Genomic DNA, 12,869 nt, shown 5'->3' on the forward strand with positions numbered 1-12,869 from the left:
AAGTGCAAGGAAGGTGGACAATGGGCAGGTGAACAGGGGTAGCGGGGACGAACCCGGAAGCGCGTACGGCGGCGGCGCCGGGCGCGGCGACCACGAGAGGCGCGGCGCCCGTGACGGGCGCGGCGGGGTCAACCTGCCGGCGCTGCGCGGGCACAACGAGGCGCTGCTGCTGGACCTGCTGCGCGGCGCCGGCCCGGCGGGCCTGGGCCGCGCCGAACTCGCCGCCCGTACCGGGCTGACCCCCCAGGCCGTCAGCAAGATCACGGCACGGCTCGGGGCCGAGGGGCTGCTCGCGGAAGCCGGCCGCGCCGCGTCCACCGGCGGCAAACCGCGCACCCTGCTCCGACTGGTCCCGCAGGCGCGCCACGCGGTCGGCGTGCACCTGGACCGCGACGAGCTGCGGGCGGTACGGGTCGACCTGGCGGGCACCGTCCTCGCCGGAGCCGGCGGCCCGCTGGACTTCGCGGCCGGTCCCGCCGCGGCGGTCGAGGAGGTCGTACGGGCCGTCGCGCGGGTCGCGGACCCGGCCGGGCCGCCGCTGCTCGGGGTGGGGGTGGCCGCACCGGGACCCCTCGACCACCGGACCGGGGTGATGGGACGGGTGACGGGCTTCCCGGGGTGGGAGGGGTTCCCGTTGCGGGAGGTCCTGCGGGGGCGGCTGGGCCTGCCGGTACTGCTGGACAAGGACACGAACGCCGGCGCGGCGGCGGCCGGTACGGGGATGCCCGGGGCCGGCCCCGGGCACGGGCCGCCTGCCGGGGCGGCTCCCCGTACCTCCGTGTACCTCCACGTCGGCACGGGCCTCGGCGCGGGCCTGCGGCTGGGCGGCCGGGTCTACCGGGGCGCCCGATCGGCGGCGGGGGAGTTCGGCCACCAGGTCCTCCTCCTGGACGGCCCGTCGTGCCGGTGCGGTGCGCGGGGATGCGCGGAGGTGCTCTGTCTGGCGGCCGTGGCCGGCGGCGACCTCCCCGGGGCGGCACGGATCCTGGGCGAGGGAGCCGCCAACCTGGTCGCGCTGCTGGACGTGGACGACGTGCTCCTCGGCGGCCGGGTGGTGGCGGCGGCCCCGGAGACCTTCGTCGCCGGAGTCCGCGCCGTCCTCGCGGCCCGCGCCCTCACCCCGGACCCGCCGACGGTGTCCCTGGCGCCGAGGGGCGTGGCGGAGGGCGCGGCGGAACTGGCCCTGTCCCCGGTCTTCGCCCACACCTGACCCGCCCGCGGCCCCATCAGCCCCGCTCACGCACCCCCACCCCGCCGACCCCGCCGCGGACGGTCCGGCTCCCGCGGACCCCGCGGCGTGCGGTCCGGCTCCCGCCGACCCCGCGGCGTGCGGTCCGGCTCCCGCCGACCCCGCCGCGTGTGGTCCGGCTCTCGCGGTCCCCGCGGCGTGTGGTCCGGCTCCCGCCGACCCTGCCGCGTGTGGTCCGGTCCCGGCGGCTCCTCCGCGCGGGCCCGCGCCGCCGGCCGCCCGGGCCCGGCACTCCGGCCTCGCCGTACGGTCACCGTCGCGCGCGTCACGGGGGCGGGACCGGTCAGGCCGGGGCACCGGCTTGACCTCGTGCTCCGATCGGGCGTAAACCGGTACGACTCAGGCGCGGCGCCCGGCAGCGCATCGCGCGTGCGTGACACGGTGCGAGCGCGGCCCGGGGTGATTGTCGCCTCGTCCGATCATCGTCCCGTCCGGCGAGCAGCGAAGGCCTCCCATGCGACTCCGCAAAGCCCTTGCCCTCACCGCAGCCCTCTCCGCCGCCCTCGTCGCCGGCCCGGCGACCACCGCGGGAGCGGACGTCGGCACCGGCGGCGGGGCGCGACCCGCCCCCGCGCTGCCGTCCCGGGCGCAGGCCACCTGCGGGGACGGGAAGGCCTCCGCCTTTCCGATCGGCGCGCGGATCCGCGGGGGCCCGGCCGTGTACCGCACGGGCGGCGGACCGCAGAGCTGGTACCTGGACCTGACCAACACCACGGGCTCCGTGTGCACGGCCATCCACCCCGTCGTCGTCTTCACCGGCAAGGCCCGCACCCTGCGCCCCGCCCACCTGCGGATGGAGTTCGACGCCCCGGGCGGCACCTTCCCCGTCAGCCTGGAGGGGACCGACCGCGACGAGGTCATCGCCGTGTTCGACGGGGGCGACGCGTTCCCCGGCTTCACCGTCGGCGCCGGCGGCTCCCTGACCGTCAAGGTCGGCCTCTCCTTCGCCCCCGACGCCCCGACCGGCGAGGTCCTCGCCGACGCGGCCCTCGTCCAGCGCAAGGGCGACGACGGCGACTGGGTCGGCGAGGCCGGCGGCTACCGCTTCACCGTGGAGGGCCCCCGAGGCGACGAGTCCGCGGAGGCGGGCGCCCTGGCACACACCGGTCCGCGCGACCGGACGTACGGGATCGGGGCGGCCGTCGCGGTCGCCGCCGGCGGGGGACTCCTGCTGGCCGCCCGACGCCTGCGCGCGACCCCGGCCCGCTGACCCCCGCCCGCCGACTCCCGGCCGCCCGGGGCCTCTGCTCGTACGGACCCCCGCCCGGACCCCGCCCGGACCCCCGCCCCCGCGCCGGTCCCCGTACCGGAGCCGTTCACCCGGCCCGCATAGAGTCCCACCGTGGAAGACCAGACCCCGCGCCACCGTCCCGGATCGCCCGTCCGCTCCGGGATCCCCGAACACGGCCGCATCCCCAAGTACTACGCCGTCAAGGCCCGCATCGCGGCCCTCCTCGACGAGCTCGGCGAGGGCGGCACCCTCCCCACCGAGCGGGATCTCGCCGAGCGGTACGAGGTCTCCCGCGAGACCGTTCGCCAAGGCCTGCGGGAGCTGTTGCTGGAGGGCCGGCTCCGCCGTTCCGGGCGGGGCACCGTCGTGGCCGGGCCGAAGCTGGAGCAGCCGCTCGCCCTCGCCAGCTACACCGAGGGCGTACGCCGCCAGGGCCGGCGCCCCGGCCGCACCCTGATCGGTTTGGAGCAGTTCCCCTGCCCGCCCGACCTCGCTCCCGGCATCGGCGCCGAGCCCGCCGAACCCGTCTGGCACCTGGAGCGCGTCCTGCTCGCGGACGACGAGCGCGTCGGGCTGGAGAGCACGTACATCCGGGTCGCCCGTGCCCCCCGCCTCGGCATCGATTTCCAGCCGGACTCCTCCTTCTACGGATACCTCCGAGACAGCCTCGGCATCGTCTTCGGGGACGCCGACGAGAAGCTGGAGACCGTCCTCGCGACCCCCCGCGAAGCCCTGCTCGTCGGGACGCCGCCCGCCCTCCCCATGCTGCTCATCCACCGCCTTTCGCGCGACGGGGAGGGCCGGCCGCTGGAGCGGGTGCGTTCCCTCTACCGTGGGGACAGGTTCAGCTTCACGACCCACCTGCGGCCCGAATAAAGCCGCGGAAGACCCCGCAGACCACCCGCACAATCCCCCGTACCGCCTGGAAAGGGGCGCATCCGTGTCACAGAAAGATAACGGGTCTAGTCCAAACGTCGAGGGCTGTTCACCGCCGCGTCGCCGGCCCGCCCCCCTCGGGCCACGGGCCCGCACCACCGTGGACGCCGTGAGAGTCATAGTCGTCGGAGGCGGCGTGGTCGGTACCATGCACGCCTGGCAAGCAGTCCAACGCGGCCACGAGGTCGTCCAGATCGAGCGCGAGGCGGAGGCCCGCGGCGCGTCACTGCGCAATTTCGGCCAGATCTGGGTCAGCGGGCGGGCCGGGGGCGAGGAGCTCGACACCGCCCTGCGGGCCCGCGAGCTCTGGGAGCGCATCGGCGCGGAGGTGCCCTGCCTGGGCTTCCGCGCCATCGGCTCCCTCACCCCCGTCCGCAACGCCCGCGAGTACGCGGTCGCCGAGGCGGCTGTGGCCCGCCCCGACGCCGCCGCCCGCGGCTACGAACTCGTCAGCGCCGGTACGGCCCGGAAGATCAACCCGGCCCTGCGCGGCGACTTCGAGGCCGCCCTGTGGTGCGAGCGGGACGCGGCCGTCGAGCCGCGCACCGCGCAGCTCCACCTCCGCGAAGCCCTGCGGGCGAGCGGGCGCTACACCTTCGTCCCCGGCCGCGAGGTCCGCGCCCTGGCCGGGCACGGCGCCGTCCGCGACGACCACGGGTACATCCACCGCGGCGACGTCGTCGTCCTCGCGACCGGCGCCTGGCTGTCCGGCCTGGTCCGCGAGCTGGCCCACGACCTGCCCGTGCGCCGCGTCCGGCTCCAGATGATGCAGACCGCGCCGCTCGGCGAGGCGCTGACCACCTCGGTCGCGGACGCCGACAGCTTCCGCTACTACCCCGCCTACGGCTCGCCCGCCCTGGACGCGCTCAACGCGGAGCAGGACCAGGCGCCGACCGCCGCCGCGCACAAGATGCAACTGCTGATGGTCCAGCGCCAGGACGGCGGACTGACCATCGGCGACACCCACGAGTACGAGCACCCCTTCGCCTTCGACACGGTCGAGGACCCCTACGAGCACCTCACCGAGGTCGCCGAGTCCTTCCTGGGCCGCCCCCTGCCGAAGATCCGGCGCCGCTGGGCGGGCGTGTACGCGCAGTGCACCGACACCACCCGCGTCGTCCACCGCCAGCAGGTGACCGACGACGTCTGGCTGGTGACCGGACCGGGCGGCCGCGGCATGACCTGCTCGCCCGCCATAGCCGAGACCACAGCGAACGAACTGGGCTGGTGAACCACATGACCGACACCCCTGCCACCGCCAACACCCCTGCCGACGCCCACGCCCCTGCCACCGCCAACGCCCCTGCCGACGTCCACGCCACCCCCTCTGCCCACGCCACCGCAGACTCCCGCAAGCTGGTCGTCCTCGACATGGCCGGCACCACCGTCGCCGACGGAGGCCTGGTCGAGCGCGCCTTCGAGCGCGCCGCCGAACGGCTCGGCGTCGCACCGGGCACCCCCGACCACGAGGAGAAGCTCCGCTACGTCCGCGACACCATGGGCGAGTCGAAGATCTCCGTCTTCCGCCACCTCTTCGGCAGCGAGGAGAGCGCGCAGCGCGCGAACGCCGCCTTCGAGGAGGCGTACGGGGACCTCGTCGACGGCGGGCTCGTCGCTCCGCTCCCCGGCGCCCGGGAAGCCATCGAGGAACTCCGTGCCGACGGCCGCACGGTCGTCCTGACCACCGGCTTCGCCCGCGTCACCCAGGACGCCATCCTCGACGCCCTCGGCTGGCGCGACCTCGCCGACCTCACCCTCTGCCCGGCCGACGCGGGCGGCCGCGGCCGCCCGTACCCGGACATGGTGCTGGCCGCGTTCCTGCGCACCGGCGCCGTGGCCGACGTGCGCGACGTCGTGGTCGCCGGCGACACCGCGTACGACATGCTCAGCGGCAGCCGCGCCGGCGCCGGGGTCGTGGCCGGCGTCCTCACCGGTGCCCACGACCGCGCCGCCCTCGCCGAGCACGGCGCGACCCACGTCCTCGGCTCCGTCGCGGAACTCCCCGCGGCCCTCGCCGCCGCCCGTCCCGCCCGTCCCGCCCGCCGCGCGGAGCCGACGTGAGCGGCATCCGCTTCGACGGGGTGACCGTCGCCTACGACGGCACCACCGTCCTGGACTCCCTCGACCTGACCGTCGAGCCCGGCGAGGTCATGGCCCTGCTCGGCCCCTCCGGCTCCGGCAAGACCACGGCCCTGCGCGCGGTCGCCGGGTTCGTACGGCCCGCCGCGGGCCGGGTGCTGATCGGCGGCCGGGACGTCACCGCGCTCCCGCCGCACCGGCGGGGCATCGGCATGGTGGTCCAGCAGTACGCGCTCTTCCCGCACCTGCGGGTGGACGCGAATGTGGCCTTCGGCCTCAAGGCCCGCAAGACGCCCCGCGCGGAGATACCCGGCCGGGTCGCCGAAGCCCTGGACCTGACCGGTATGGCCGCCTACGCCAAGCGCTACCCCCGCGAGCTCTCCGGCGGCCAGCAGCAGCGCGTGGCGATCGCGCGCGCCCTCGCGATCCGCCCCGGGGTGCTGCTGCTCGACGAGCCGCTGTCCGCGCTCGACGCGCAGCTGCGGTCCGGCATGCTCGCGGAACTCGCCCGGCTACATCGCGAGTTGCCCGAGGTGTCCCTCCTGTACGTCACGCACGACCAGGTGGAGGCGCTCACCCTGGCCGACCGGATCGCCGTCATGGACCGGGCCCGGCTCCGGGACTGCGGCACCCCGCAGGAGCTGTACCGCTCCCCGCGCACCGAGTTCACCGCCTCGTTCGTCGGCAACGCCAACCTGCTCCCGGTCACCGTCGCGGAGGCCGGAGCGGTCTTCGAGGGCCGCCCGCTGGAGCTCGACCGCGGCCGCGCGGTGCCCGGCTCGCACGCCACCCTGTGCGTACGGCCGCACCTGCTCGGGCTCGGCGACGGCCCCAACCCCCTCAGCGGCACCGTCGCCGAGGTCCAGTGGCGGGGCTCCACGCACCGGTTGTACGTCGACGTCCACGGCCACCGCGTCAAGGCGGACCTGCCCGAACTGCGCGAGACCCCCGCCCTCGGCGACCGGGTCACCCTGCACTTCGCGCCGCGGGACGCGGTGCTGCTGGCGGCGGGGGTGTCCCATGCCTGACGCCTCGCGGCGGGCCCCCGCCCACCCCGCACCGGACCGCACGCCGTCCGTACCGTCGCAGCACGCCGCAGGGGCCCCCGCCCCCGCGGCCCCGGCGGGCCCGGGCGGGGCCGGTACGGGCAGGGGCGGTACGGGCGGGAACGGTACGGGCACGGGCGGCACGCCTCGGCGCCGCTCGGCCCCGGCGGGCGCGCCCGCGGGCGGCTCGGCCCCGCCACCGGGCCGGCGGCTGCCGCGCGGAGTGTGGGCGCTACCGCCCGTCGCCGTGCTCGCGCTCGTCTTCCTCTACCCCCTCGCCCTGGTCGTCCAGCAGTCCCTCACTCCCGAGGGCGGCGGCGGCGCCTTCGACGCCTACGGCTCCGTCTTCGCCTCCGCCGCCTTCCGAGAGGCGCTCTGGACCACCGTCTGGCTGGCCGTCGGCGCGACCGCCGGCTGTCTCGTCCTCGGCTTCGTGCTCGCGCTGGTGATCGCCTTCGTGCCGTTCCCCGGGGCCCGCGCCGTCGCGAAGTTCATCGACGTCTTCCTTTCCTTCCCCTCCTTCCTCATCACCCTCGCCCTGCTCTTCATCTACGGCAGCGTCGGCATGGCCAACGGCGTCTGGACCGACCTCACCGGCACCGCCGAGGGGCCCTTCCAGTTCCTCGCCACCCCCTGGGGCGTCCTCCTCGCCGAGATCACCTACTTCACGCCCTTCGTGATGCGCCCCCTGCTCGCCGCCTTCTCCCAACTGGACACCGCCCAGCTCGAAGTCGCCGCCGGCCTCGGCGCCCGCCCCGCCCGCATCGTCCGACGGGTGATCCTGCCCGAGGCCCTCCCGGCGCTCGCCGCCGGCGGCAGCCTCGTCCTCGTCCTGTGCCTCAACGAGTTCGGGATCGTGCTGTTCACCGGCGCCAAGGGCGTCACGACGCTGCCGATGCTCGTCTACGGCAAGGCGATCCTCGAATCCGACTACCAGGCCGCCTGCGTGGTCGCCGTCGTCAACATCGCGATCTCCGTCGGCCTGTTCGGCCTCTACCGGATGGTGAGCAAGCGTGCTGGTGCATAGCCGGACCGGCCGCTGGGCCGCCTGGGGCCTCTTCGCCCTCCTCTTCCTGCCCCTCTTCGCCCTGCCGCTGCTCGTCGTGGTCGGGGCCTCCTTCGCCACCCACTGGTCCGGCGCCTTCCCCTCCGGCCCGACCACGGAGAACTACGCCTCCGCCGTCCGCGGCGAATCCCTCCAGGCGCTGACCACGTCCCTGATCACCGCCGTGACGGCCAGCCTGCTCGCCCTCGCCGTCGGCACCTGGGCCGCGCTCGCCGCCGCCGCGCTGGGGCGCCGCGGGAAGCGGGTGCTCGACGCGCTGTTCGTGCTGCCCGTCGCCGTGCCGTCCGTGGTGGTCGGCCTCGCCGTGCTCGTCGCGTTCAGCCGGCCGCCCCTGCTGCTCAACGGCACCGGCTCCATCGTGGTCCTGGCGCACACCGTCCTGGTCACCGCCTTCGCCTACCAGTCCGTCTCCGCCGCGATCATCCGGCTCGACCCCGCGTACGAACAGGCCGCGGCCTCCCTCGGCGCCGGTCCCGCGTACGTGCTGTGGCGGATCCGGCTGCCCCTGCTGCTGCCGTCCCTCACGGCGGCCGCCGGGCTCTGCTTCGCCCTGTCGATGGGGGAGCTGAGCGCCACGATGATGCTCTACCCGCCGGACTGGATGCCCCTGCCCGTCCGCGTCTTCACCGCCACCGACCGCGGCGCGCTGTTCACCGGGTCCGCCGTCGCCGTGGTCCTGATGGCCGCGACCCTGACGGTCCTGCTGGCCGTCTCGCGGATCCGCACCCGGGCCGCGTACCGCTGACCCGCCCCGGCCGCGTCCCGTACCGCCCGTGCCGTACCGCGCGTCCCGTACCGCCGTCCCGACCCCAGCGCCCCCCACCGCCGCACCGCCGCCCCCGCTGAACCTCTGCCGACTCCCTTTCCCCGTAAGGAAGTTCCATGCCCAGCACGCTCCCGCCCAGCACGCTCCTGCCCGGGACACTCCTCCTCCGTACCGCCGCCGCCTCCGGCGGCCTCGTCCTCGCCGCCGCCCTCACCGCCTGCGGCGGCGCCGCCTCCTCCGCGGACTCGGGCGACGGCGAGAAGGTCGTCACCGTCTACAGCGCCGACGGCCTCAAGAGCGAGAAGGGCGACGGCTGGTACGACAAGGTCTTCGCCGACTTCACCCGGAAGACCGGCATCGAGGTCAAGTACGTCGAGGGCGGCTCGGGCGAGATGGTCCAGCGCGCCGTCCGCGAGAAGACCAACACCCAGGCAGACGTACTCATCACGCTGCCCCCCTTCATCCAGCAGGCCGACGGCAAGGGCCTGCTCCAGGCGTACGCGCCGCAGGGCGCCGACAAGGTCAACGGCGGGGACAAGGCCGCCGACGGCAGGTGGACCTCGGTCGTCAACAACTACTTCGGCTTCGTCTACAACAAGAAGGAGCTCGCCGCGGCCCCCAAGACCTGGGAGGAACTCCTCGATCCCACGTACAAGGGCAAGCTCCAGTACTCCACCCCGGGCGTCGCGGGCGACGGCACCGCCGTCCTCATCAAGTCGATGCACGACTTCGGCGGCAAGGAGCCGGCGATGGAGTACCTGAAGAAGCTCCAGGCCAACAACGTCGGCCCGTCCTCCTCCACCAGCAAGCTCGCGCCGAAGACCGACAAGGGCGAGCTGCTCGTGGCCAACGGCGACGTCCAGATGAACTTCGCGCAGTCCAAGTCCATGCCCAACCTGGGCATCTGGTTCCCGGCCCGCGAAGGCGGCAAGCCCACCACCTTCGCCCTCCCGTACGCCGCCGGCCTCGTCGCCGAGGCCCCGCACGCGGAGAACGGCAAGAAGCTCCTCGACCACCTCCTGACCGAGGAGTCCCAGAAGCTGGTCAGCGCGGTCGGCGGTGGCTTCCCGGCCCGCACCGACGTCCGGCCGACCGACGCCAACGCCGTCGAACTCAGCAGGATCCTGGCGGGCGTCGAGGTCTTCGAGCCGGACTGGGCGGACATCGACCGGAACCTCACCGGCTACGTGGACGCGTGGAAGTCGGCAACCGGAAGCTGACCGGTTACTTGCTGGCCACCCACGGCCGCGAGAGTGACGCTTGCACCGACACGGCCCCGCCGTGACACCGAGATAACGGGTCTGGACCGAGGACCGCACCCCCGGTCCGGGCCCGGCGCACGCAGCGTCCCCGCCCCACCCGCACGCCCCCGCCCCGCCCTGCCGCGCCTTCCCCACGATTGCTCCCGGAGGAGTACGTGCCCACTGCTGTCCTGCCCGGACGCACCCTCGCTGTGGCGGCCACCGCCGCCGCCCTGCTCGCCACCACCTTCGGCGCCACCGCCGCCACCGCCGGAGAGTCGGCGGCCACCACCGACAAGGTCCTCGTCATCGGCCTCGACGGCGCTGTCCTCGACCGCGTCAAGGCGGCCAACGCGCCGCACCTGAACGGCCTGATGGCCCAGGGCCTGACCGCGCGCAGCACCCTCTACGCCAACCCGATGGCCGCCACCTCCTCGGGTCCCGGCTGGTCCACCATCGCCACCGGCGTGTGGCCCGACAAGCACGGCGTGAAGGACAACTCCTTCACCGGCAAGAACTACACGGCCCACCCGGACTTCCTGACCCGCATCGAGAACGCCCGGCCGGCGCTCAACACGTACGCGGCCGCCGACTGGGAGCCGATCACCTCCACCGACCAGAACGGACCGATCTTCTCGGCCAAGGTCGACAAGCGCCTCTCCCTCAAGGGCGACCGCGACGGCTACGGCAGCGAGGACCCGAAGATCGCCGCCGCGGCCGCCACCGAGCTGCGGGACCAGAACCCCGACGCGGCCTTCGTCTACCTCGGCGAGATCGACGCGGCCGGCCACTCCTCGGGGGCCGCCAGCCAGGCCTACCTGAACGCCGTCGCCCGGGTCGACGTCCTGGTCGGCAAGCTCCTCACCGCCGTCCAGAGCCGTCCCACGTACGCCCAGGAGAACTGGAAGGTCCTGGTCACCACCGACCACGGCCACACCAGCGGCGGAGGCCACGGCGGCTCCAGCATCGCCGAGCGCGGCACCTTCGTCATCGCCAGGGGCGCGGGGATCCCGGCCGGCTCGGTACGGGACGACGTGCGCCTGGTCGACGTCGCCGCGACCGCCCTCGCCCACGTCGGCGTCAGCGGCGCGGGCCTCGACGGCGTTCCGCTGAACGCCCCCGACAGCGACCCCTTCGACACCCTGCGCCCGGCCCTCCAGGCCCGCGTGGACGAGACCGGCATCCCGGCCGGCACCAAGGGCTTCACCCGCACCCCGCCGGCGGGCTGGGCCGTGGACAACTCGAAGATGGGCACGGGCGGCGTCACGGAGTGGGCCGGATGGGCCTTCGCCACCGACGAGTTCTGGAGCCAGTCGCAGCGCGACCAGTGGCGCGAGCTGAACGTCCGCTCCCGTGACGTCTTCGCCGTCGCCGACTCCGACGAGTGGGACGACAAGAGCCACACCGGCACCTTCGACTCCACGCTGATCACCCCGAAGTGGCCGGTCGCGGGCGGGACCGCCAGGACCCTGTCCTTCCAGACCCACTACCGCCAGGAGGCCGGCCAGACCGCGCAGGTCCTGGTGTCCTACAACGGCGGCGCCCCGGCCGTCGTGAAGAACTACACCGCCGACGCGGTCGCGAAGACCGAGTCGATCGCCCTCCAGGTGCCGGCCGGCGCCACCGACGTCCAGGTCCGCTTCCGCTACAGCGGCGACAACAACTGGTACTGGACCGTCGACGACGTCCGCCTCGGCTGAGCGCGGACCCCGGCCGGGGCGGTCCGCCGACCGGACAGGCCGGAGCCTTCCGGGGCCCGCCTGTCCGGGCCGTGGACGCCCTCCGCGTCCGCGGCCCGGCCCGGATAGGGTGGTACAGACCAGAGGCCCCCGAGGTCAGAGGCCCCGCAGAGCGGAGAACAGTCCCGTGGCAGAGCGCAAGCCGATCGAATCCTGGCTGACCGACATGGACGGGGTCCTCATCCACGAGGGCACACCGATCCCCGGTGCCGACGCCTTCATCAAGCGGCTGCGCGATTCCGGCAAGCCCTTCCTGGTGCTGACGAACAACTCCATCTACACCCCGCGCGACCTGCAGGCCCGCCTCAGCCGCATGGGCCTCGACGTCCCCGTCGAGAACATCTGGACCTCGGCGCTGGCCACCGCGAAGTTCCTCGACGACCAGCGTCCGGGCGGCACGGCGTACGTCATCGGCGAGGCCGGCCTGACCACCGCCATGCACGACATCGGCTACATCCTGACCGACCACGAGCCCGACTACGTGGTCCTCGGTGAGACCCGGACCACCAAAACATACTTCGCCCTGACCTGCGGTTTGTCGCACTCCGTTAGACATAGGCGACCACGCAGTCACCAACACGGAAGGCCCTCCCAAGGTACCGGGAGGGCCTTCTCTGTATCTACCGGGAAGATCAGATGCGGTCGACGAGATCCGCGATCGAGTCGACGACAGTGGTAGGTCGGTACGGGTATCGGTTGATGTCCTTCCGGCCCGTAAGCCCCGTGAGGACGAGGAAGGTCTCCATGCCGGCTTCCAGTCCAGCGAGAACATCCGTGTCCATCCGGTCGCCGATCATCGCGCTCGTCTCCGAGTGCGCGCCGATCGCGTTCAGGCCGGTTCGCATCATCAGCGGGTTGGGCTTGCCAACGAAGTACGGCTTCTTGCCGGTCGCCTTCGTGATCAGCGCGGCCACTGCGCCGGTAGCCGGAAGAGCCCCCTCGGCGGAGGGGCCGGTCTCGTCGGGGTTCGTGGCGATGAAGCGGGCTCCCGCGTTGATCAGGCGGACTGCCTTCGTCATCGCCTCGAAGGAGTAGGTTCGCGTCTCGCCCAAAATCACGAAGTCTGGCTCGTGGTCGGTCAAGATGTAGCCGACGTCGTGCAGGGCGGTGGTCAGACCGGCCTCGCCGATGACGTACCCCGTGCCCCCCGGAGCCTGGTCGTGGAGGAACTGGGCGGTTGCCAGTGCGGAAGTCCAGATGTTCTCTTCCGGCACTTCCAGGCCGATGCGCGTCAGCCGGGCATGCAGGTCACGAGCGGTGTAGATCGAGTTATTGGTCAGCACCAGGAATGGCTTGCCCGACTCGCGAAGCTTCTTGATGAAGGCATCTGCGCCAGGGATGGGCACGCCCTCGTGCATGAGCACGCCGTCCATGTCGGTGAGCCACGATTCGATGGGCTTGCGCTCTGCCATGGGTACGGACTCCTGCCGTTAAGGGGTAACTCGTCAGGCGATCATTTCACGCCGCGCACGCAATCGAACCTAGGGACTATCGGCCCCTTGACGACTGGCGAGAG

11 protein-coding genes and 1 pseudogene are annotated in these 12,869 nt (G+C 73.6%); 11 read left to right on the plus strand and 1 reads right to left on the minus strand.

The features are described 5' to 3' along the window. Window positions 1-28: 28 nt before the first annotated feature. The 11 genes and pseudogenes from ACFWW8_RS11035 to ACFWW8_RS11085 all read left to right on the plus strand — a co-directional run. On the plus strand, window positions 29-1,210 hold the full coding sequence (locus tag ACFWW8_RS11035) for an ROK family protein (protein ID WP_386526593.1): 1,182 nt from the start codon (window positions 29-31) through the stop codon (window positions 1,208-1,210). A 493-nt stretch (window positions 1,211-1,703) separates the two neighbouring features. Then, window positions 1,704-2,459, plus strand: a complete 756-nt coding sequence (locus tag ACFWW8_RS11040; protein ID WP_386526595.1) for a hypothetical protein — start codon at window positions 1,704-1,706, stop codon at window positions 2,457-2,459. Window positions 2,460-2,591: 132 nt separating this feature from the next. Then, window positions 2,592-3,356 (plus strand): GntR family transcriptional regulator, encoded by a 765-nt coding sequence (locus ACFWW8_RS11045; RefSeq protein WP_386526598.1) that lies wholly within the window; start codon window positions 2,592-2,594, stop codon window positions 3,354-3,356. A gap of 169 nt (window positions 3,357-3,525) precedes the next feature. Then, window positions 3,526-4,647 (plus strand): TIGR03364 family FAD-dependent oxidoreductase, encoded by a 1,122-nt coding sequence (locus ACFWW8_RS11050; protein ID WP_386526601.1) that lies wholly within the window; start codon window positions 3,526-3,528, stop codon window positions 4,645-4,647. Between the two features lie 140 nt (window positions 4,648-4,787). Continuing rightward, window positions 4,788-5,477 (plus strand): phosphonatase-like hydrolase, encoded by a 690-nt coding sequence (locus tag ACFWW8_RS11055; protein ID WP_386527038.1) that lies wholly within the window; start codon window positions 4,788-4,790, stop codon window positions 5,475-5,477. Further along, window positions 5,474-6,523, plus strand: a complete 1,050-nt coding sequence (locus ACFWW8_RS11060; RefSeq protein ID WP_386526603.1) for an ABC transporter ATP-binding protein — start codon at window positions 5,474-5,476, stop codon at window positions 6,521-6,523. The genes ACFWW8_RS11055 and ACFWW8_RS11060 overlap by 4 nt, the downstream gene beginning before the upstream one ends. A gap of 229 nt (window positions 6,524-6,752) precedes the next feature. Further along, the gene (locus ACFWW8_RS11065; protein WP_386527041.1) at window positions 6,753-7,568 is read left to right on the plus strand and encodes a 2-aminoethylphosphonate ABC transporter permease subunit; all 816 of its coding nucleotides are present in this window, start codon (window positions 6,753-6,755) and stop codon (window positions 7,566-7,568) included. After that, window positions 7,555-8,352 carry an ABC transporter permease gene (locus tag ACFWW8_RS11070; protein WP_386526605.1) on the plus strand — a complete coding sequence of 266 codons (798 nt, stop codon included), beginning with the start codon at window positions 7,555-7,557 and terminating at the stop codon, window positions 8,350-8,352. The genes ACFWW8_RS11065 and ACFWW8_RS11070 overlap by 14 nt, the downstream gene beginning before the upstream one ends. A 137-nt stretch (window positions 8,353-8,489) precedes the next feature. Then, entirely contained in the window at window positions 8,490-9,593 is a 1,104-nt protein-coding gene (locus tag ACFWW8_RS11075; RefSeq protein ID WP_386526608.1) for a 2-aminoethylphosphonate ABC transporter substrate-binding protein, read from the plus strand. A 197-nt stretch (window positions 9,594-9,790) separates the two neighbouring features. Then, a complete protein-coding gene (locus ACFWW8_RS11080) occupies window positions 9,791-11,314 on the plus strand; it encodes an alkaline phosphatase family protein (RefSeq protein ID WP_386526611.1) in 1,524 nt (507 codons plus the stop codon). Between the two features lie 166 nt (window positions 11,315-11,480). Next, window positions 11,481-11,858 (plus strand): annotated as a pseudogene (locus tag ACFWW8_RS11085) (TIGR01457 family HAD-type hydrolase); the annotation flags it as partial. A 127-nt stretch (window positions 11,859-11,985) separates the two neighbouring features. Here ACFWW8_RS11085 and ACFWW8_RS11090 read toward each other — a convergent pair. After that, window positions 11,986-12,765 (minus strand): HAD-IIA family hydrolase, encoded by a 780-nt coding sequence (locus tag ACFWW8_RS11090; protein WP_267843737.1) that lies wholly within the window; start codon window positions 12,763-12,765, stop codon window positions 11,986-11,988. Window positions 12,766-12,869 lie beyond the last annotated feature (104 nt).

The organism is Streptomyces sp. NPDC058701 (assembly GCF_042715295.1).
GTDB lineage: Bacteria > Actinomycetota > Actinomycetes > Streptomycetales > Streptomycetaceae > Streptomyces.